30 protein-coding genes and 1 pseudogene are annotated in these 20,619 nt (G+C 34.5%); 7 read left to right on the forward strand and 24 right to left on the reverse strand.

All coding sequences use genetic code 11. The features are described from left to right. The first annotated feature begins 1 nt into the window (after position 1). On the forward strand, positions 2 to 316 hold the full coding sequence (locus ACLBWW_RS02680; protein WP_000312623.1) for a DMT family transporter: 315 nt from the start codon (positions 2 to 4) through the stop codon (positions 314 to 316). Positions 317 to 331: 15 nt separating this feature from the next. Continuing rightward, on the forward strand, positions 332 to 589 hold the full coding sequence (locus tag ACLBWW_RS02685) for a DUF3975 family protein (RefSeq protein ID WP_048546417.1): 258 nt from the start codon (positions 332 to 334) through the stop codon (positions 587 to 589). Positions 590 to 605: 16 nt separating this feature from the next. Here ACLBWW_RS02685 and ACLBWW_RS02690 read toward each other — a convergent pair whose 3' ends face one another. From ACLBWW_RS02690 to gcvT, 12 genes are all read right to left on the reverse strand, one after another. Next, the gene (locus tag ACLBWW_RS02690) at positions 606 to 791 is read right to left on the reverse strand and encodes a hypothetical protein (RefSeq protein ID WP_048546419.1); all 186 of its coding nucleotides are present in this window, start codon (positions 789 to 791) and stop codon (positions 606 to 608) included. Between the two features lie 249 nt (positions 792 to 1,040). Then, positions 1,041 to 1,637, reverse strand: a complete 597-nt coding sequence (locus ACLBWW_RS02695) for an ABC-2 transporter permease (protein WP_048546478.1) — start codon at positions 1,635 to 1,637, stop codon at positions 1,041 to 1,043. Positions 1,638 to 1,647: 10 nt separating this feature from the next. After that, positions 1,648 to 2,271: an ABC-2 transporter permease gene (locus ACLBWW_RS02700; protein WP_048546423.1), complete on the reverse strand. Its 624-nt coding sequence runs from the start codon at positions 2,269 to 2,271 to the stop codon at positions 1,648 to 1,650. 32 nt (positions 2,272 to 2,303) lie between these two features. Beyond that, a complete protein-coding gene (locus tag ACLBWW_RS02705; protein WP_048546425.1) occupies positions 2,304 to 2,936 on the reverse strand; it encodes an ABC-2 transporter permease in 633 nt (210 codons plus the stop codon). A gap of 14 nt (positions 2,937 to 2,950) precedes the next feature. Then, positions 2,951 to 3,619 carry an ABC-2 transporter permease gene (locus tag ACLBWW_RS02710; RefSeq protein WP_048546427.1) on the reverse strand — a complete coding sequence of 223 codons (669 nt, stop codon included), beginning with the start codon at positions 3,617 to 3,619 and terminating at the stop codon, positions 2,951 to 2,953. Then, a complete protein-coding gene (locus ACLBWW_RS02715; RefSeq protein WP_048546429.1) occupies positions 3,600 to 4,472 on the reverse strand; it encodes an ABC transporter ATP-binding protein in 873 nt (290 codons plus the stop codon). The genes ACLBWW_RS02710 and ACLBWW_RS02715 overlap by 20 nt, the downstream gene beginning before the upstream one ends. Positions 4,473 to 4,475: 3 nt before the next feature. Next, a complete protein-coding gene (locus ACLBWW_RS02720; protein ID WP_001021351.1) occupies positions 4,476 to 4,850 on the reverse strand; it encodes a GntR family transcriptional regulator in 375 nt (124 codons plus the stop codon). 116 nt (positions 4,851 to 4,966) lie between these two features. After that, entirely contained in the window at positions 4,967 to 5,158 is a 192-nt protein-coding gene (locus tag ACLBWW_RS02725) for a hypothetical protein (RefSeq protein ID WP_000535935.1), read from the reverse strand. 70 nt (positions 5,159 to 5,228) lie between these two features. Further along, complete coding sequence (locus tag ACLBWW_RS02730) at positions 5,229 to 5,432, reverse strand: DUF3929 family protein (protein ID WP_447613937.1); 204 nt, start codon at positions 5,430 to 5,432, stop codon at positions 5,229 to 5,231. 328 nt (positions 5,433 to 5,760) lie between these two features. After that, complete coding sequence (gene gcvPB / locus ACLBWW_RS02735; protein WP_000795689.1) at positions 5,761 to 7,236, reverse strand: aminomethyl-transferring glycine dehydrogenase subunit 2; 1,476 nt, start codon at positions 7,234 to 7,236, stop codon at positions 5,761 to 5,763. Continuing rightward, positions 7,233 to 8,576 carry an aminomethyl-transferring glycine dehydrogenase subunit 1 gene (gene gcvPA, locus ACLBWW_RS02740; protein ID WP_048546431.1) on the reverse strand — a complete coding sequence of 448 codons (1,344 nt, stop codon included), beginning with the start codon at positions 8,574 to 8,576 and terminating at the stop codon, positions 7,233 to 7,235. Before gcvPA ends, gcvPB begins: the two co-directional genes overlap by 4 nt. Before the next feature lie 20 nt (positions 8,577 to 8,596). Then, entirely contained in the window at positions 8,597 to 9,697 is a 1,101-nt protein-coding gene (gene gcvT / locus ACLBWW_RS02745) for a glycine cleavage system aminomethyltransferase GcvT (RefSeq protein WP_000631766.1), read from the reverse strand. A 392-nt stretch (positions 9,698 to 10,089) separates the two neighbouring features. On the opposite strand from gcvT, the gene ACLBWW_RS02750 reads away from it, so the two are divergent. Next, the gene (locus tag ACLBWW_RS02750; RefSeq protein WP_001100048.1) at positions 10,090 to 11,772 is read left to right on the forward strand and encodes a DEAD/DEAH box helicase; all 1,683 of its coding nucleotides are present in this window, start codon (positions 10,090 to 10,092) and stop codon (positions 11,770 to 11,772) included. Further along, the gene (locus tag ACLBWW_RS02755; RefSeq protein WP_048546433.1) at positions 11,759 to 12,553 is read left to right on the forward strand and encodes a YqhG family protein; all 795 of its coding nucleotides are present in this window, start codon (positions 11,759 to 11,761) and stop codon (positions 12,551 to 12,553) included. The genes ACLBWW_RS02750 and ACLBWW_RS02755 overlap by 14 nt, the downstream gene beginning before the upstream one ends. Before the next feature lie 36 nt (positions 12,554 to 12,589). On the opposite strand, the gene ACLBWW_RS02760 is transcribed toward ACLBWW_RS02755, so the two are convergent. Both ACLBWW_RS02760 and ACLBWW_RS02765 read right to left on the reverse strand, forming a co-directional pair. Continuing rightward, a complete protein-coding gene (locus ACLBWW_RS02760; RefSeq protein WP_000064661.1) occupies positions 12,590 to 12,721 on the reverse strand; it encodes a hypothetical protein in 132 nt (43 codons plus the stop codon). 97 nt (positions 12,722 to 12,818) lie between these two features. After that, positions 12,819 to 13,046 (reverse strand): hypothetical protein, encoded by a 228-nt coding sequence (locus tag ACLBWW_RS02765; RefSeq protein WP_000032702.1) that lies wholly within the window; start codon positions 13,044 to 13,046, stop codon positions 12,819 to 12,821. Between the two features lie 73 nt (positions 13,047 to 13,119). Here ACLBWW_RS02765 and ACLBWW_RS02770 point away from each other — a divergent pair. Next, positions 13,120 to 13,237: pseudogene (locus tag ACLBWW_RS02770) on the forward strand (GTP pyrophosphokinase). 140 nt (positions 13,238 to 13,377) lie between these two features. Next, complete coding sequence (locus ACLBWW_RS02775; protein ID WP_447613899.1) at positions 13,378 to 14,010, forward strand: VC0807 family protein; 633 nt, start codon at positions 13,378 to 13,380, stop codon at positions 14,008 to 14,010. 68 nt (positions 14,011 to 14,078) lie between these two features. Here ACLBWW_RS02775 and ACLBWW_RS02780 read toward each other — a convergent pair whose 3' ends face one another. The 10 genes from ACLBWW_RS02780 to comGA form a co-directional block, all read right to left on the reverse strand. Next, entirely contained in the window at positions 14,079 to 14,279 is a 201-nt protein-coding gene (locus ACLBWW_RS02780) for a YqzE family protein (protein ID WP_000106080.1), read from the reverse strand. A gap of 38 nt (positions 14,280 to 14,317) precedes the next feature. Further along, positions 14,318 to 14,815 (reverse strand): shikimate kinase, encoded by a 498-nt coding sequence (locus ACLBWW_RS02785; RefSeq protein ID WP_098221248.1) that lies wholly within the window; start codon positions 14,813 to 14,815, stop codon positions 14,318 to 14,320. A 118-nt stretch (positions 14,816 to 14,933) separates the two neighbouring features. Further along, the gene (locus ACLBWW_RS02790) at positions 14,934 to 15,584 is read right to left on the reverse strand and encodes a 2OG-Fe(II) oxygenase (RefSeq protein WP_048546438.1); all 651 of its coding nucleotides are present in this window, start codon (positions 15,582 to 15,584) and stop codon (positions 14,934 to 14,936) included. 175 nt (positions 15,585 to 15,759) lie between these two features. Further along, on the reverse strand, positions 15,760 to 16,131 hold the full coding sequence (gene comGG, locus ACLBWW_RS02795; protein WP_098047941.1) for a competence type IV pilus minor pilin ComGG: 372 nt from the start codon (positions 16,129 to 16,131) through the stop codon (positions 15,760 to 15,762). Continuing rightward, positions 16,128 to 16,598 (reverse strand): competence type IV pilus minor pilin ComGF, encoded by a 471-nt coding sequence (comGF, locus tag ACLBWW_RS02800; protein WP_447613900.1) that lies wholly within the window; start codon positions 16,596 to 16,598, stop codon positions 16,128 to 16,130. Before comGF ends, comGG begins: the two co-directional genes overlap by 4 nt. Next, on the reverse strand, positions 16,568 to 16,870 hold the full coding sequence (comGE, locus tag ACLBWW_RS02805; protein ID WP_098088696.1) for a competence type IV pilus minor pilin ComGE: 303 nt from the start codon (positions 16,868 to 16,870) through the stop codon (positions 16,568 to 16,570). Before comGE ends, comGF begins: the two co-directional genes overlap by 31 nt. Next, complete coding sequence (comGD, locus tag ACLBWW_RS02810; protein WP_098047944.1) at positions 16,863 to 17,318, reverse strand: comG operon protein ComGD; 456 nt, start codon at positions 17,316 to 17,318, stop codon at positions 16,863 to 16,865. The genes comGE and comGD overlap by 8 nt, the downstream gene beginning before the upstream one ends. Continuing rightward, entirely contained in the window at positions 17,315 to 17,614 is a 300-nt protein-coding gene (gene comGC, locus ACLBWW_RS02815) for a competence type IV pilus major pilin ComGC (protein WP_098047945.1), read from the reverse strand. The genes comGD and comGC overlap by 4 nt, the downstream gene beginning before the upstream one ends. 11 nt (positions 17,615 to 17,625) lie before the next feature. Beyond that, positions 17,626 to 18,657: a competence type IV pilus assembly protein ComGB gene (gene comGB / locus ACLBWW_RS02820; protein WP_098124023.1), complete on the reverse strand. Its 1,032-nt coding sequence runs from the start codon at positions 18,655 to 18,657 to the stop codon at positions 17,626 to 17,628. Continuing rightward, a complete protein-coding gene (comGA, locus tag ACLBWW_RS02825; protein WP_098131754.1) occupies positions 18,650 to 19,693 on the reverse strand; it encodes a competence protein ComGA in 1,044 nt (347 codons plus the stop codon). The genes comGB and comGA overlap by 8 nt, the downstream gene beginning before the upstream one ends. A gap of 205 nt (positions 19,694 to 19,898) precedes the next feature. Here comGA and ACLBWW_RS02830 point away from each other — a divergent pair, with 205 nt between their 5' ends. Continuing rightward, the gene (locus tag ACLBWW_RS02830; protein ID WP_048546453.1) at positions 19,899 to 20,594 is read left to right on the forward strand and encodes a helix-turn-helix transcriptional regulator; all 696 of its coding nucleotides are present in this window, start codon (positions 19,899 to 19,901) and stop codon (positions 20,592 to 20,594) included. Positions 20,595 to 20,619: the final 25 nt, after the last annotated feature.

Genomic DNA, 20,619 nt, shown 5'->3' on the forward strand with positions numbered 1-20,619 from the left:
AATGGCTTGGGTATTTTTAATTCTAGCTGGTATTTGTGAAATTATTGGTGTACTCTTTATGAAAGTAGCCACTGAAAAGAAAGGCTGGGCACCAAAAGTTATTTTGATCGCTAACTTCGGCGTAAGCTTCTTCTTCTTATCCCTTGCGATGAACACGTTACCGATGGGAACTGCTTACGCGATTTGGACTGGAATCGGAACTGCCGGAAGCGCGCTTCTAGGCATTCTTATTTTCCGCGAATCAGCGGATTGGCGTCGTCTTGCCTTCTTAAGTTGCATTCTATGCGGCGCTGTTGGCTTAAAACTATTAAGCTAACGTGAGGTGAATGTCATGTGGAAAGAAAAAGGGAAGCAACTGTTAGCATGGATTACGCTTGGGACTGTCATTCTACTGCAAATTAGTTTTCATATAATAGAATGGTTGTTTCATAAAATAGTATCCATTATCACATTCCTTCCTAACATGACACTTGAAATGATATCAATTGTTTGGTCCATCATTGCCTCCATTGCAATCGTCATTATATGGAGTATCGCCAAGCTATGGAATAAATTATTTAAAAAGGACAGTTACTCTGAAAAAGAGTAACTGTCCTTTTTTATATTCATTCAGACTTTCTGTAGAAGTTTGATACGATAAGACAAAGTAGACCAACTATGACAATACTTATACCAATTCCTTTATGTAAATTAGGAAATGGTGATGGTATATCTGAGTAAAAATTTGCTAATATGAGACCGATTGAAAATAGAAATATCCCTATTCTATATAACCATTTTCTTTTATTCATCATTCTCCCCCTAACATTTTTCATACACTCCTTTCTTTTGGACATACTACCTAAAAAAGGAGTGGATAATATGCAAAATTCTATACATAAGCAGATCCTATTTTTATTTTTCCTCTTTCTCATTCTCGTTATCATTTTCAGCTTTATATTACATACTCCAAAAGATGTTGTACCAAACAGCCTCTCTGTTTATAAACTCTTACTTTCATATTGTCGTTATTGAAGAAGGTGCCTTATATAAGGCACCTTTTAAAATTCTCTCTTCTCATACAACTTCACTGAAACGAAGACAGATACTATGAACATGCATATTGAACTAACAAATAACACACTGTTATATAGTTGAATTTGTTCTAGGTTGATTCCAAAGAAAATAGAAGAAATAGCCATAGGTGCTATTAGTATAAAAATCGCAATAAAAATAGTTTTTTTATATGCTAACCAAAACGATATTGGTAAAACAAAGCTTAAATACATTAAAATAAAGCTAATACTAGCAACCATTGTCGTTTCAATAAATCCAAATAGGTTAACCCCATTCTTCATTCCCATCGTGAAACAACCGACCGTTACGCTTATAAAAAGAATAATAATTGCTACTATATATTTCGCATACACAATTTGTTTTCTCAATATTGGTAAACTATTTACTATAACTTCACTCTCATTTTTACTATCTGCTTCAAATGTTTTTACTGTTGCCCCAATTGTAAAAATTACTGACATAATTATGAACAGATTTTCCGTATCTGTTACGGCCATATAAAAGAAAACAGGATACAGTATGTACCAAATTAAAAATTTCCATTGCACGATAAAGTCTTTTATTATAAGTTGCTTCACAATTGCTCCCTCCTTATAAATCACGTTCATTGTACAAATGAATTGAGAAAAACATAGACATAACATATAAAAGAAGGAGTCCTGCTATAAAACAAATATTTACGACTAGACTCATGTTCCAAGCATTCTCTACATCTAACCATACGTTACTTACAATCAATCCACTTAAATACCCAAATGCAATTCCGATGAAAGGAGCAATTTGTTTTGCACTACTATATCCTACTGAAAATTCGATTGGGAGTACAATCATGCTATAAACCAATCCTCCCGTTATTCCGCCAAGAATCTCTCCCCATAGCATAAATACAGTTATATGTTCATTTTGTAACTGAATTAAACCAACTACAAGTGAGAAAATCCCACCTAAAACAACTAAAATACTTACAAATATGTATTTTCCTATGACAATATCTTTACGGTCAAACGGTAAACTATTTACTATCAGTTCACTTTTATTTTTCCCCTCATAACTCATTGACAGTATCATGCCAAGAGCAGGTACAAACATGCTAAACGTCATCAAAAAACTATCACTACGAAAATCAACAATGAGCAGAAACAAGAAACATATAAGATAAACAAACCCTAACTTTCTTTGCATCATCATATCTTTTAAAACTAATTGCTTGATCACGTATTACACCTCCTAATATGAAAATGTCCCTTCTATAACTCTGCCTCCTGAAACATTTTCATTGAGAGGTACATTGATATGAATATACTCACTAATACTCCAATACCAAGAACACCCATTGCTTGTGTAGCCTCTTGAGAGTGAAGTACTTTTAACATAATTGTTTTATCACCAAAAATATTGCACATAAGACCAATCATACCCATTAAAGGAAAAAGCATAATCAAATTCAAGACAGTAATAACTTTATATCCCCCAATGTAATTAGTCGGTATCGTTACTACACAATAAATCAAAGTTGCTACTATTGCTGAAAATATAGCATATCCAGGAATAACTATATCTCTGTTCAACAAAATATTTCCTAGTATTACGACTATAGAAGTTATGCTCAAACCGGCTATAATAAATAATGCGCTTGAAATATATTTAGCTATAACTATCTCCTTTCTCATTATAGGCAAACTCACTAATACTTTTTCTGTTTTACTTTTCTCGTCATAATAAAAAGAAATATATATAATCGTACTACATGTTATAAATAATCCTATTGCAATCCCCATCGGTTCTACGGAATTTCTAAAAACAGATAAAATAGGTATTAAAAAATAGAAAGGAAACATCTTCTTCTGTAAGACAAACTCCTTCAAAATCAACTGTTGCATATGAATTCTCCTCTCTATAAATCACGCGTTTCATAAATTTTAATTGTAAGAAGCATAGAAGCGATATAAATACTAACTAATGTAATAATTCCAACTATAAACACACCAACATGCATAGGATTCATAATCCACTCAATGAACGAAGGTGCTGTTTCATTCAGCCCATCACTAATAAACATCCAAAAAATTACACCCACTCCCATTGATGCTGCCGATACTATACTTCTTACTACCTTCGATTTTGTACCGTAATAACTAGGGAAAAGTATCACAACAAAAAACAAGGCGTAAATAGCTCCATTTATTACTTCATACCATGGAATTTCAATGTATAGATTAGGATGATAGGCACCGATATCACCAATGACCACAATGCCTCTTATAAGAAAAACAACTAACATCGTAGAGAGCATGCCACCTACAATGAATATTGCACAGGAAATATATCTAGCAATGACGATATCCTTTCGACTTACCGGTAAACTATTTATAACAATGTCACTTTTATTCCTTTCATCCATAAAGATTAACGTCATAACCGAGGAAAGTGTTATAAATAGACAACTCATCGGAAATAACCCTTCACCACTTGGGTCTAACATAAATAACACAAGGGGCATAACAAAATTCACTAACCACGTTACCCGAAAAAAGAACAAATCTTTATATATGAGCTGACGCATAGGCACCTCTCCCTTTCGCGGTGTAAACGATAATATCATCTAATGTAGGCTTTTCTATTACAACCTCATTTCCAAACCAGTCGATAATTGCTTGTTTATCCTTCGCTAGACCTTCGAAACCAAATTTATTTTTTCGTAATCCAACAAATAGTTCTTTTCCTTCTCGGTCTAATAAATCATTACTTCCTTTTACGATTACGTAGTTCTCCATTAAGTCTTCTTTTTCACCAGTAAATATAATTTCGCCATCGTTGATAAACGTAATATAATCTGCGATGCGCTCTAAATCTGTTGTAATGTGCGTTGAGAATAATACGGATACTTCATCTTCCATTACAATTTCTTGCAAAATATCAAGTAATTCACTTCGAACAACTGGATCTAATCCTGCTGTCGGTTCATCCATAATGATAAACTCTGCGTGATGTGAAAGTGCGATAGCAATCGCAAATTTCATTTTCATCCCTTTTGATAGTTCTTTAATTTTTTTATACTTCGGAACTTGCAGTCTATGCATATACGATTGATACTGCTCTTCGTCCCACTTTTTATATAACGGTGCAATAATACGTTTCATTTGTTCACACGTTAAATCTTCGTAATAATGATTTTCATCATATACAAAACCAATATTTTGTTTTATCTCCTTTTCAGCTTTCTTATTGTCCTTGCCAAAAATTTTTATATCGCCGCTATCTTTTCGAATTAAGTTCATAATCATTTTAATCGTCGTACTTTTCCCTGCGCCATTCGGTCCGACAAATCCCATAATATATCCGCGTGGCAGTGTAAAACTTATATTTTTCACTGCAAAATCTTGATAACTTTTACAAACATTTTTTAGCTCTAACATCTCTTATTCCCCCTCATATAAACACGCAATCATCTGCTGTAAATCTTCAAGTGAAAGCTGCAACGCTTTACTTTCATTTACAATCTCTTCCGCTTTACTTTCCAATAGACGCAGCCTTTGTTCTTTTAGCAGTTCATTATTTTTACGTGAAACATAAGTCCCCTTCCCAGCAACAGTTTCTATATATCCTTCTTTTTCAAGCTCCTCGTACGCACGCTTCGTTGTAATTACACTAATTTGTAATTCCTTCGCTAAGCTACGAATAGACGGTAATTGGTCTCCACCCTTTAAACCACCATTTAAAATAAGCTGGCTTAATTGTTTTCTTATTTGTACATAAATAGGGTCTTGGGAAGAATTCGAAATAATAATATTCATGTTTTCCTCCAGTGTGTATATACTGTGTATACCTTATATATACAGTATATACACACCATCCTATTTTTGGCAAGAAAAAAAGACCAACATTTTCCTGTTGGTCTTTCGTATATGTATCACTTTTCAAAGCGATCTAACATCTCATCTCTCATTCCGAAACTCACTACCGCAATTCCTACATACATAAACAGAAGGAACGCTGGATGAACTGTGTTGTACCAAGTGCTATCAACAATTAAATAAATCGTTAATGCTACAACAAGAACAAACGCTAAGATAAACATATAAAAGTGTCTTGTACTACCCATAATAAACTCCTCTCTTCTCTCGTCACCATTCAACAGTATATTGTATCGAATAATTCGATATGACTCAAGGTTAACTTTCTGTTATGTAATCAAGTTCCACCTTTACAATGTCCTCACATGCTATTGAAATGATTGTTCCTTGCTTATCAATTGCAGTCACTTCTCTATTATCCATTACACGATGTGCTACTCTGTCTAATACTTTTCCTTGATCTCGATAACAAAATTCTTTTACATCTTTAATCGTTTTTCCGTTTTCTAAATGGTATATCATTCTATAACACCGATATCCCACATTTTCACCCCCAACTTGCTCGTTTTTTCACATATACATAAAAATGAGTCATTCCTATCTCATTGCATCTTCTTAATTTCAATAAAATTCTAACAAAAATAAATACTTTTATCAAACCGACTTTTTCAACAAAATCACCTATGAAACTACTTCTTTACACCATTATGAAACAAAAAATATAAAATTTTAACATTTTCTTCACTAGTTCTGCATAAAGTGAAACTTTAATCAGCCCACAAATCGTGGGACAAATTCTCCATACAAAAAAAGAACCCGCATATAGCGAGTTCTTCCTTTGTTATGCTAATCAAACTTGTACAGGAGCTAGCTTTTCATAACGTAAAACTGGTTTACGAGCAGCCAATGTTTCATCCAAACGTTTAATTACCGTTGTATGTGGCGCTTCTTGTACAACTTCTGGATTTTCTTCTACTTCTTTAGCTATTTGAATCATCTTATCAATGAAACCATCTAATGTTTCTTTTGATTCTGTTTCTGTCGGCTCAATCATAATACATTCTTCCACATTTAATGGGAAGTAAATTGTCGGTGGATGGTAACCGAAATCAAGCAGGCGTTTTGCGATATCTAATGTACGTACACCAAGTTTCTTTTGGCGACGACCTGATAATACAAACTCATGCTTACAATGTCTATCGAACGGAAGATCATAGAATGGTGCTAATCTTCTCATCATATAGTTCGCATTTAATACAGCATACTCCGTTACTGCACGTAGTCCATCTGGACCCATAGAACGAATGTATGTGTATGCACGAACGTTAATTCCGAAGTTACCATAGAATGGTTTTACGCGTCCAATTGCTTCTGGACGATCATAGTTAAAGTGATAGCCATTTTCCGTTTTCTCTAAAATTGGTTTTGGTAAGTACGGAATTAAATCAGCTTTCACACCTACTGGACCCGAACCTGGGCCACCGCCGCCGTGAGGACCTGTAAATGTTTTATGAAGGTTTAAATGCACAACGTCAAATCCCATATCTCCTGGGCGCGCTTGGCTTAATACCGCATTTAAGTTTGCACCATCATAGTATAATTTACCGCCTGCGTTATGGACGATTTCTGCCATTTCTAAAATATTTTCTTCGAATAGACCTAATGTATTAGGATTTGTTAACATAAGTGCTGCTGTTTCTTCGTTTACAACACGTTTTAAATCTTCTAAGTCAACAAGACCATGTTCATTTGATTTTACTGTAATTGTTTCAAAACCAGCTACAGTTGCAGATGCTGGATTCGTTCCGTGAGCAGAGTCAGGAACAATTACTTTCGTACGGTTAAAGTCACCATTTGCTTCATGGTATGCACGAATTAACATTAAACCTGTCCATTCTCCGTGTGCACCCGCTGCTGGTTGCAATGTAACAGTATCCATACCTGTAATCTCAATTAAGTGCTCTTGTAAGTCGTACATTAATTCCATTGCACCTTGTACTGTCTTTTCATCTTGTAATGGATGAATATTTGCAAATCCTGCGAAACGAGCTACATTCTCATTAATTTTCGGATTATATTTCATCGTACAAGATCCAAGTGGATAGAATCCAGAATCTACACCGTGGTTACGGTTTGAAAGTGCTGTATAGTGGCGCATAATGTCAAGTTCAGATACTTCTGGTAGCTCTGCATCTTCTACTCGAATATAATCGCTCTCAAACACATCTTCTAGTTTCACTTCTTCTACATCTAATTTTGGTAGGCTATATCCTATGCGTCCTTCTTTACTCACTTCAAAGATAAGTGCTTGGTCTTGGTTCTTCATTGGATAGCCCCCATTTCGTTTACAAGTGTGTCAATTTCCTCTTTTGTACGAAGCTCAGTTACTGCTACAAGCATATGGTTCTCATGCTCTTTATAATCACGGCCTAGGTCGTAACCGCCGATAATATTCTTTTGTAATAATGCATCGTTTACTTCTTTCACTGGACGCTTGCAATCTACAACAAACTCATTGAAGAATGGTCCAGCAAATGTTACAGTGAAGCCTTTCGCTTCAAATTGACGTTTTGCATATTGTGCTTTAGAAATGTTTTGACGTGCCATTTCTTTCACACCTTGTTTACCAAGTGCCGTCATTGCAACTGATGCTGCTAATGCATTTAACGCTTGGTTTGAACAAATGTTAGACGTCGCTTTATCACGGCGAATATGCTGTTCACGTGCTTGTAACGTTAATACAAATCCACGTTTACCATCTGAATCTACAGTTTGTCCAACAAGACGTCCTGGAATTTTACGCATAAATGCTTTCGTTGTTGCAAAGTAACCACAGTGTGGTCCACCAAACTGCGTTGGAATACCAAATGGTTGTGCATCACCGATTACAACATCAGCACCAAACTTTCCTGGTGGTGTTAATGCGCCTAATGATAATGGATTTGAAGAAACGATAAATAATGATTTTTGTTGATGAACGATTTTTTCAATATCAGCTAATTTTTCAACTTGCCCGAAGAAATTTGGATATTGAACGATTACACAAGCAACTGTATCATCTACTTCACTTTGTAATACGTCTAAATCTGTTACACCATCTTTATGATTAATTTCAACAACTTCAAGATGTTGACCTTTTGCATACGTTTCAAGTACTGCTCTTGATTCTGGATGAACTGCACTAGATACAAGAATTTTCTTTTTGCGAGTATGGCCAGCTGCTAGCATTGCCGCTTCAGCTAAAGCTGTACCTCCGTCGTACATAGAAGAGTTTGCTACATCCATTCCTGTTAATTCACAAATCATTGTTTGGAATTCAAAGATCGCTTGTAATTCCCCTTGTGAAATTTCTGGTTGGTATGGCGTGTAAGCTGTATAAAATTCTGAGCGAGAGATAACGTGATCTACAATTACTGGAGCGTAATGATCGTATACACCTGCTCCTAAGAAAGAAGCGTATTCTTTTAAGTTAGCATTTTTACTAGCCATTTGAGTTAACTCTTTTAAAAGCTCTGGCTCTGATTTTGCTTCTTTAATTTTTAAATCCCCTTTAAAACGAACACTCTCTGGAATATCAGAGAATAACTCATCGACCGTTTGAACGCCGATCGTTTGTAACATTTCTTTTTTGTCTTCTTCTGTCATTGGAAGATAACGATGCAACATGAAATCTACCCCTCTCCCCGTTACTTTGAACGTTTATAAAATGGTGTTGGAACAACTACTGCTTTGACGCGTTTATTACGAATTTCAATTTCTACTTCTGTATCAACTGCTGCGTATTTTACATCAATTAGTGCTAAACCAATGCTTTTCTTTAACGTTGGAGATTGTGTACCACTCGTTACTTCCCCGATTTTTTCTTCTCCAATAAATACAGGGTAATGTGTACGAGGAATTCCACGTTCGATTACTTCGATGCCGACTAATTTACGAGGCGCACCGTTTTCTTTTTGCTCTTTTAACGTTTCTTTTCCAAAGAAGTCTGCTTCTTTATTTGGTTTTACCGCAAAGCCGATGCCAGCTTCAATCGGTGTAATATCTTTTGATAATTCTTGACCATAAAGTGGTAATGTTGCTTCGAAGCGAAGTGTATCTCGAGCACCTAAACCACATGCTTTTAAGCCTTCTTCTGCTCCAACTTCAAGAAGTTTCTCCCAAAGTTTTGCAGCATCTTCACTCTTACAGTAAATTTCAAATCCATCTTCACCTGTGTAACCTGTACGAGATACAAGTGCTGGAATTCCATCTACAAGAATATCGTTTTTAAATTTAAAGAACTTAATTTCTTTCAAATCTTCTGACACAACTTTTTGTAAAATGCCTTCTGCTTTTGGACCTTGAATTGCAAGCTGTGCAACTTCACTAGAAACATTGACTACTGTTGCATCGCCAATTACATGGCTAGCTAACCATTCGTAATCTTTCTCGATATTTGATGCATTGATTACTAATAAATAGTCTTCTTCACCACGTTTGTAGATTAATAAATCATCTACTGTACCACCATTTTCGTAGCACATAGCTGTATATTGTGCGCCTCCTACCTTTAAGGTAGAAACGTCATTTGTAACAACACGTTGTAAAAATGCTAAACTATCTACACCTTTTACCTCAACTTCTCCCATATGAGACACATCGAACAAACCTGCAGCCGTACGTACAGCTTCATGTTCTTCTTTAATGCTTGAAAATTGAACTGGTAATTCCCAACCACCGAAGTCGATTGTTTTTCCACCATACTTCGCGTATACATCAAATAACGGTGTACGTTGTAATGTAATCATGCTCTCTCCCCCTTATGCTTTGACAAATCAATAAAAGTTGCTCGCCATATCTAAACATTTTCACTCTGAAAAGATAGGATATACGGAATCTCATTATATTTTTTTATGAAAGCGTAAATAAAAAATCACTTTCTTGGATAAAATACGAAAGATTCCACACATTTCACACCATTATCCTAACATTATTCGCTATATTTCATCAATATTCTAGCATAAAAAATAATTTAGAATTTTTCATTCTTAATCTTATTAAATACAATTTTCAAAATTTAGCCCTTTATCTTTTCCTATTCTTTAACTTTCAGCAAGTGTAATAGAGCCTTATTACAAGGCTTATATAATAAAGATTTTTTTAATAATTACTTTAGTTTATAAAAGGTGGGAGAGTCGTAATGAATGTCGATATTTCCGTAGATCGAACGTGGCAAAACAATTTTTTAAATAGAATTAACGAAGATGGTCCTTGGACAAACTGGGATTTATATCATTTAGCTTATAAAACAGAAAAATCGTTACTTGTTCCTACTTTCGATGGATTACAAGCACCGAAGCATTTATCTCATTTCACACCACTTCCTCATCAATTAGAAGTCGCTCAAAATGTCATTGAACAAATGAATGGTAAAGCGATACTAGCAGATGAAGTGGGACTTGGGAAAACGATTGAAGCTGGGCTTATTTTAAAAGAATATATGGTCCGCGGTCTTGTGAAAAAAGTACTTATACTCGTCCCTGCCTCTCTCGTATCACAATGGGCATACGAATTAAATACAAAGTTTTTTATTCCAGCTGTAGCCCAAAAGAAAAGCTACTCGTGGGAACAAGCCGATGTGATTGTATCATCAATTGATACTGCAAAACGTTCACCGCATCGCGATATCGTTTTGAACCTAGAATATGACCTTATTATTATCGATGAAGCACATAAACTTAAAAATAATAAAACAAAAAACTATGAATTTGCACAACGATTAAAAAAGAAATTTTGTTTATTATTAACCGCTACGCCTGTTCAAAATAAGATCGATGAAATTTTTAACCTTGTATCTTTATTAAAGCCAGGACATTTAGGCAATCAATCCAACTTTGAAGAATATTACGCTTCAAAAAATCGTTCCGCCGAATCTGATGAAGATTTAAAAGCTCTTATTAACAAAGTGATGGTCCGAAATCGACGTCATAATACCGGAATTGATTGGCCAAAAAGACATGTACGTACAATTTTTGTTGAGTTTAATGAAGAAGAGCAAGCTTTGTATAATGGTATTGAAAATTGGCGAGGACAAGATGCCTTCACATCTGCTTTCTCATCGTTAACTTTAAAACGGGAAGCGTGTAGTAGTCGTGAAGCTGTTTACTACTCATTAAAAAAACATGTGGAAAAAAGGCAGAAAGAAAATGAGCATTACATAAAGGACCCACATATTGATGTGCTAATGGACAAAATTAATCATATTCCTTTCAACTCAAAAGCGAATAAAGCTCTTGAGCTTATAAAAGAAATTGACGATAAAGTCATTATCTTCACTGAATATAGAGCTTCACAAATGTATTTACAATGGTTTTTACAACAACACGGTATTTCTTCCGTTCCATTCCGCGGCGGGTTTAAACGCGGGAAGAAAGATTGGATGAAGGAGCTTTTCCAAAACCACGCACAAGTATTAATTGCAACGGAAGCTGGTGGCGAAGGGATTAACTTACAGTTTTGTAGCCATATGATCAATTATGACTTGCCATGGAATCCAATGCGTCTTGAACAAAGAATCGGACGTATTCACCGTCTTGGTCAAAAGAATGATGTTCATATTTATAACTTAGCTACAAAACATACTGTTGAAGAACATATTTTGAAACTGTTATATGAAAAAATCAATTTATTTGAGCGTGTTATCGGCGAGCTTGATGAAATTTTAACGAGAATTAATATGAAAAACATCGACGCGCACATTCAAGAAATATTTGCGCAATCAAAAAGCGAAGGAGAAATCCGAATTAAGATGGAAAACTTAACATCTATTATCGACTTTGCGAAACGAAATGAAGCTGAGGTGCAAGGCTATGCAGCAACATGAAATTCATAATTACTTATACAATTTTTTTGAGGCGAATAACTGTGAAATTTTAGAACGTTCTCCTCATTTATTAGATGTGCAGTTAACAATTGAGATGGATAAATTATTAATGAATCGCCCTTTTTATTGGCACTATCTTGAGAAAACAGGAGGCGTACCGAATCCGATGCGCCTTACTCTTGTTACGAATCCAGAAAATGAAGAAAGCGATGGTGAACTGATTCACTACGGTTCCCCACGCCTTCATCAAATTTTCCAAACGACAAAAGAATTAGGCTCTTACATACGTTTATATGAGGAAGTACGGCATAGCGGAGCGACACATACACCGCTCCATCCGTGGCTCGGTGTAAATATTAAAGTTTCCTATCAATGTGATCGAAAAAAGGACATCCTTCACTCGATTGGTATTCATCTCATTTCTGGCACAATGATTGCAAACTTTCATGAAACATTAACGAAAATTAAACTTACACCGAAAATACCTGACTTTTGTTTTACGCTCTCACCCATCATTAAACCGCAAAGCGGTTTACAACGTATAGAGGACGCTTTAAAAAATATTATTGCAGAAGATGACCATACGTGGGCGAAAGAAGCAAGAGTGCGCTGGAATCATGATTTAGACCTTTTAAATCGTTTTTATGAAGAAAGTGATGAACTTCCCGAAAGCTATGAAATTGAAAAACAAGCACTACAAGAACAATACGAGCCACGTATTACAGTGCAAATTATTAACGGTGGACTTTTTTATGTTACCGCAAATCATTTTCTATCTTAAAAAGCCCCTTCTGTTTTAGAAGGAGCTTTTTTTGAGTTATCCTCTATCGCCATTACGCTCTTGTTGTTTTTGCTTTGCCATACGTTTTTGATGCGCACGATCCTTTGCGCTCACATGATTAGCATCAGTTGGAAGATTTTCTTTTGAACGACCAATTCCATTGCTCATCTTTATCACTCCTTTTTATATCTTTCAAAATACATCCTTATTTTCAGCTAGAGATACAATCCTTATACAAAAAAGTAAGAGCAGCCATTGGCTACTCTTACTCACTCACATATTTTTGAAACATATCATGGATGCCTTTATTTACAAGGTTCGAGATCTGCTCGTCAGATTTATTCGGATAACGATCACGCAATCTGATAGATGCCTTCACCATTAAATTTTCTAATACAGAACGGCCACCTTCTCCATAAATAATTTCAGCATACTTAACAAGCCTTCCATCCTCTACTGTTGCTGGATTATGATTGAAGAAAAATTTACTCATTGTCTCCACCTCTCTATTTTGATAACGTTTACATTTATATAGATTATTTATGTTATTTATTTCACAATATTTTATGCATGTATATTTAATTAGTTTCATTATAAAGCAACATATCGATAGTAAATATGTGATTTTCCGTCCATTTTGTGAACAAACCAAAAAATGAAAGCGTTTCCTTTATTATATACTAAAAAAACTTACTACGCTAGGGGCAATTTTTTTAATCTACTAATCCCTCAAAAATTAATATATTTTTTCTTTTCCTATTAAACTTTATACAATTTTCAGAAATTATATTATAAAATATATGTATGACTTAAGGAGGATTTATATGAATCAAAATAAAAAAGCTATATTAGATCTTGTCTTTTATCTCGTAATCCCATTCCTCATTTGGAAATTTGCAAAACCTTATATCGATCCTTATTACGCGATGTTACTTTCCTCTGTTCCGGGGATTATTTATACACTGTATACCTTTAAAAAAGAAAAACAGTTTAACGTAACAGGATTCTTTATTTTAATTACACTCATTTCTAATACAACAGTAGACCTATTATCTGGATCAGCTGAACGAATGTTGTGGAACGATGCGTATTATCACATCGTACTCGGTATTATCGTCATATGTACCATTTTTACAAAAAAACCACTTATGTTATATTTCGCAGCAGACATTGCCGCATTGCAAGGCCATGACCGTGATAAAAGTCGTGAACTGTATCGTGATAGTCGGATCTATCCAGCACTACAATATTTAACGCTATTTTTCGGGCTACAATTTATATTAAAAAGCTTCTTAAAAATTTATTTCATCTCTGTTTTCGGTGTAGATGGCTATGGTGAAATGAGAGCGATTATGACCGCTGTTGGGTGGGGCATTTCCATTTGTATCGGAATAGGATTCGTATGGGTTAACAATAAAATACATGCCGTTACAGAAGAAAAAGAATCTGTACAGTAAATAAAAAATCCCCTAGTAGTATGATGCTACTAGGGGATTTTCATTTTGCTACACATATTACGAAATCGTTAACTTGATTTTTTTCTTTTATCTTTTACGTTTCGATAAAACAAAGCAGCACTAAGCGGCATAACACCAAACCATTTATTCATAAATGGCTCTTTTTCAGCACGACGTTGTTCTTTCTTTTGTTTACGATCTTCTTTTGGAGCATCCATATACGACACAAACTGCTGCGTCACAAAGCGAACATAATCATTAGTAGACATATTATCATCACCTCTACTTGATTAGTATGTCCACTTTTTTATTCATTAATCTTTTCTTTTAACTCATTCATAATCTGTTTTACCGATTTATTCGTCGTATCAATATGTATATGAGCCTCTTCATAATGAGCTCGGCGCGATTCAAATTTTGCCACAAATGCCTCTATATCTTTCTTCTGAAATAGTGGACGTGTCGTATCTTCACGAAGCCTTTCTGCAATTACATGTGGATCACAATATAAATACACGACAGTTCCATTTTCCTTCATCCAATTTCGGTTTTCCTCTCGCTCGATGATTCCACCACCAGTTGTAATAATTACATTACAACTCGGTAGTGAACGTAACATTTCACTTTCATATTCCCGAAAAGCGATTTCGCCTTCTTCGGCAAAAATATCACGAATTGCCTTCTCCTGCTTCTCTTCAATTTTTTGATCTGTATCGACAACATCCATATGAAGTTCTTTACTTAATGCTTTTCCAATTGTTGTTTTCCCTGCTCCCATATAACCGGTTATGTATATAGATTTCATGTTCGTTCCTCTCAATCATTCGTTATTATTTGTTATTATAACGAATGATTCTATTATTTAATAAAAAAACGTTTTGTTCTTCTTATACAATGAAGAACAAAACGTCTCATACACGCTTTTACTTATAAGCGCCTCTTCTCACCCACTGCGTTGCAATCCATTTTTCACCTTTCGTTACAGGTGCCCCTCCATGTAACGTCAGCTCATTTAATGATTGGTCTTGATAAAAATACTCAAAGTATACTGCCATTCCCTTTCTAGGGTGTACAGAAAGATTTAATTTCGGAAAGAACGTTTCTCCGCCTTCTTCTACATCATTTAAATACATGACAAGCGTACTAATACGATTATTAGCAGCTGATCTACTATGTTCTGCAAAATAATCATAATGCGCTTTATACTGTTGATCCACTTCATAATTTAAAATGTGCAATCCTTCTCCATGCGACACAGGAACATTCATGATAGATGAAATTCGTTTTTCAATCTTCGCAGTAAGTTCATTATCGTCCAAAAATGCACCACTACTCGTTCGAATATCATTTACATCACGTGATGAACCAACTTTAGAACGCTTTATTTTACTTTTAGACAATTCAATCAATTCTCCGCATTCTTCATCACTTAATACATTTCCTAACACGACAATAAGAGGTTCTTCGAATTTTGAAATAATGTGTATTTCCCTATCTTCTGTCATAATTGCATTTCCTTTATGATCAAAAATAGTTTGTTCCTTATTTTCACCTATTTGATTGTTATTTATCATTTCCCTATTCTCCCTAAAAAAATATGTTTGGATAGCTTGAATATATCATATTCTTTCTACCTTTCTCTTTTTTGAGAAAATTTAAACTTTCAATTGTTTTATTTATCCATTTCCTTTTAAAAAACAACCTATTACAAAATGAGAAATTATGGTTTTAGTCCGTATATTTCACAGACTATCCTTCTATCCAATCGAATATTTTTTCATCCTTTTTTCTATACCGAAAACTTACTTTATACAAAATTTCCTGTTTAATTTTGCACTGCAACGAAACGAGTATATCATCGTTTTCAAAGACGTAATTTCCACTTGCTTCGCCTTTTTCATATTGAAAGAAAAAAGTATCTTCCTTTTCTTTTTGCTGTAAGTCTTTTTTTATATTTGTAATTGATCGATTTAGTAGTTCTTCCAGTACAAACTTTTGCTCTATTTCAATATAAAATTTTTTATCTATAAGCAACATATTCGTTTCGTATACAAAGAACGAAGTTAATAATACAAGAAAAATGATTGTTCCTGGCATCGTAAATCCAGCTTGTTTTCTCATGTATTTATTTCCATTTCGCTATAACTGACAGCTACACCTTCATATATTTTCCCACTCATATCTTTCACATTTATAAAGAGCAAATGAGGTGTTACTTCATACGAAACCATTTCAACATTTTGTAATATAACTTCTCTTCCGCGCATATTCACTTTTCTTATAAGATGATTATTCAATTTTTCATACGTCACTTCATCTCCAGTACGAAGACGGAAGCGCAAAAGATTATCTTTATTTTCAGGGACTATTTTTTCTACAAAAGATACTTCACGAAACTCTAACTGTACTTGTCCTATAAACACATCCCATTCCCAATTATTTAATCCTTTCGATTGTTTGTTTTCTATTCCGATAAAGTTTAAACGTGGCAAGAGTAAAAAGAACAGTGATAACAGAAAAAAACATACTATCATTTCTATTAATGTAAATCCAACTTCTAATTTGTTTTTTCTCCTGCATAAAAGCATTGTTCCATCATTCTTCCTTTCACATCTTTCCACATAGCACAAACTTCATTTCCTCCCCAATATGTGTAATATACATTTCCATTTATGACTTTTTCTTTCTGTTGTTTCGCCTCATTTTCATACATATATAAAGCTGCTTCCCTTTTTAATAATACAAATGCATTATAACGCATCTGTATATTCTTTCGTTCTTGCATAATTAATACTGTTTGCGGAAGTAGTAAAGATACCGCCATCATTACTATACTTAATGCTACAAGCATCTCAGCCATCACTGACCCTTTTTGACATTTCACGATACGTAAATCTCCCTCTTCCAAGCTGAAATACAACCTCATATTTATAACTTCGATACGAAAGTAAAATTGTACCACCTCTATTAATATTTCCACTCGGATTATATGTCATCGGATTGGGAAAAGTATTCAAATCAATTTGTATATCGCTATCATATTCTCTTTTAATGATAGCAAGATTCGTACTCGATTCCCCTATATAGTACATATGTCTATCTTTATACCATCGTAATGTATAATGTTTTTGACGGTTTATCGCTAATTGTTGCATATACAAAATATCATTTGAAAACTGCCTCAAAAATTGTTCGATTTTCCGTTTTTCATATAACGAATGTACATTGTAATACATGACCATACTTAGCACAGAAATTGCAAAGAGGACGAGTAGCATTTCTAAAAGAGTAAAACCTTTTTGTTTCACAGTTTCCCAGTTGTTACTGTGCCATCATTTGAAATATGAATGGATTCACCATTCGGACACTTATCAGATGTAATATATTTTTCATCCCTTAGCTCTTTTAGCGAAGGAATTTTATTATGTTGTAATTGGTATACTTGTATTTGCGCTTCTATAGATTTCACATAGGCTTTACATCCTTTTCCTTCGACGGATGAACGCTGTGTAACTACATTCGGAATAATTAATAGTAATAGTACAGTTATTACGACCATAACTAATAACATTTCTAAAAGGGTAAATCCCTCCTCATTTTGCATGTAAATGCCTCCTAAATAGAATTCATCATTTGAAACATTGGCATAATCATCGCTAAATACATAAGAACGACTATTCCTCCAATACACGTAAATAAAATTGGTTGAATGATCACTAACATACGTTTAACTTTTTGCTCCATCTTCTCCATGATAAGATCGCTATAGTCACCTAATTCAATTGCCAAATTACCATTTGCTTGTCCATGCGTAATAATATAAGATAGCTCTTCCTCGTAATATCCACTTTTTGCAATAATAGCTTGCAACGGTTCTCCCGCAATTAATTGGTGTTTAATTCGGCCCGCTTCATACTGAAAGAATGGATGATACTTTTGCTCCATCATTATTGTTATAGCCTCAAGTACCGATAGTCCTCCGTGTAATAAGCCGTTCAATTGAGTAGCCAAATAATGCGAATGCTTTAAAATAAGAAATGTTTTTATGAGGGGAATACGAAGCATAATTTTTATCTGCTTCATATGCGGGAGTTTCCGAAAGTAAACTATATATACACTACAGCCAATTAAGACGATAAAAATAGTGCTCATAATAAGATAGGGTAGCAGCTTAATTGCACTTAATATTTGTTCTGTAAGTAAAGGTGCTGTAGAACCAAACGAACTATATACCATGTCAACCTGCGGTAATAAAATGCGGTTAAAAACAAAAATCATGATTATTAAAAAGAACGCCAAAAACATAGGATACTGCATTATTTTCATCATATCTTTCCTATACTTATCCTTTTTATAAAGAAGTGAGCTCCCTTGTTGCAACGCAAAAGAAATATCACCATGTTGCTCGGCATAAAATAAATAGCTTAACATCTCCTGATGAAACTTTAATTGATGAAAAGAATCGTGTAGACTTTTTCCATCTTTTAACCCATCAATCATACGCTGCAATTGTACTTTCTTTTCTAAAGGTAATTGAAACTGTAAAAATTCTAATGCCTGCAAAAGGGAGTATCCTTTTTCTAATAGTTCTCCTAATCGTTTCAGTAATACTACTTGATCACTTAAACTCCATATTTTCTTAAACATACACATCCTCTTCTAAAAATCCTAAAGCGTATCCTTTTCGTAGCGAAGATTCTAATGTCTCATGCTCGTATGTGACACATTCCCCGTTTGCTTCTTTAATCGCTTGTTTTAACTCATATCCATATAACAACTCATAAATACTCGCTTGTCTTACTTGCCTCATTGATTTACATAAAGTTGAGCACTTTCTTTGGCAAAACGGACACTTCAATTCGACAAGTCGCTGTGCAGCTATAGCCAATAAAGATTGTTCAATCTCTTGCCTTGTTATGCCAAAGTCCATAAACCGAAGTATCGCTCCTTTCGCATCATTCGTATGCAATGTCGTCATTACTAAATGTCCAGTCAAACTTGCTCTTATAGCAATTTTCGCTGTTTCTTCATCACGAATTTCACCGACTAAAATAATATCTGGATCATGGCGTAAAATAGCCTTCAGTCCCGCCTCATATGTGATACCTGCTTTTTCATTTATTTGAATTTGTAATACATCGTCATTTCTTTTTTCAACTGGATCTTCTAGTGTAACGATGCGACGTGTTTTCTTTTTTCTAATTACCTCTAATAATGCATACATTGTTGTTGTCTTTCCTGAACCAGTCGGTCCCGTAAAGACGAGTAACCCATGTGAATAATACAAAAAAGAAAGTAGTTTCTTCGCTGTACTTGGAAATAACGAAAGATGAGATAACGGCTGAATAGATGCTTGTAAATGAAGACGAATAACGAGACTTTCTTGATATACGGTTGGAAGCGTGGAAAGGCGCAAATATACTTCTTGTCCATCCATTTGTAAATACAATGAACCATTTTGTGGCTTCCGCCTCTCCCCTATATCCATGGATGCTAAAAATTTAAAGTGTGAAACAAGTTTTTCTCCAAATTCCTTTTCAATGTATTGTTTCGTCATTAAATCTTTTCCTATACGTAGTTGAACCGCTACATCCTTCTTCCGGGGCACAATGTGTAAATCCGAAGCTTGTACCCTACACGCCTCTTTCAAAATCATATTCGCGAAGCTTTCAATTCCATTCATCATTTTTCCCTCCCCACTATGTATATAGCATGAAAAAAACCATCAGAAAAATCGGTATTTTTGTATTTTCACTAGAGCAAAAAGGGAAAATATGTTTGTGAAATTATGAACAATTTCCGAATTATTGTCTGAAATTACCTATATGGAAGTTTATCTGTATTATAATGTTATTATCTTGGATAAAGTGATAAAGGTGGAGATCCTCATGGAACAAGCTTTAAAAATTACTGGTGTATTATCTGACCCAACTCGTTATTACATTTATAAATATATTTCTCAAAAACATAGTTACGTAACTGTACAAGAAATTGCAGATGAGTTTGCCATTCATCCAAACGTAGCACGTTTACATTTATCTAAATTAGAAGATGTTCATATGCTGAAATCGGAAACGAAAAAAACTGGAAAAGGCGGAAGACCAAGCAGATTATATGTATTATCTGAAGATGTGATTCAATTACAATTTCCATTCCGCGATTATCAATTGTTAGCAAGAATAGCATTTAATTCTTTACTTAGCCTTGGCGCCGCTGGTGAAAAAGCGCTATACGAAACAGGAAAACAATTCGGGGCCGAGTTAATGCAACAACATATGCAGCGTTTACATGTGAATGAAGATGCTTTAACAGTAGAGCAAAAAGTCCAAATTGCAAAAGAAGCTTTCTCAACAGCTGGTTTATCACCTGCATTTGAATTAAGTGCAGATGGAACGAAAATTTTCTACGATGTACACAATTGTCCATTTAAAGAGGTTGCTGTTCATCACCCAACTGAAATTTGTAATATGCACGGAGATATGATGAAAGGGATTTTTGAAATCCTATTCCCTAACACGGAATTAACTCGAAACGATAGTCTACTAGATGGATGTAAATCTTGTAATTATAAACTAACAATTTAATTTCTCATATAAAAAGAAGCCAATT

Source organism: Bacillus sp. M5A3_1b, from assembly GCF_053345335.1.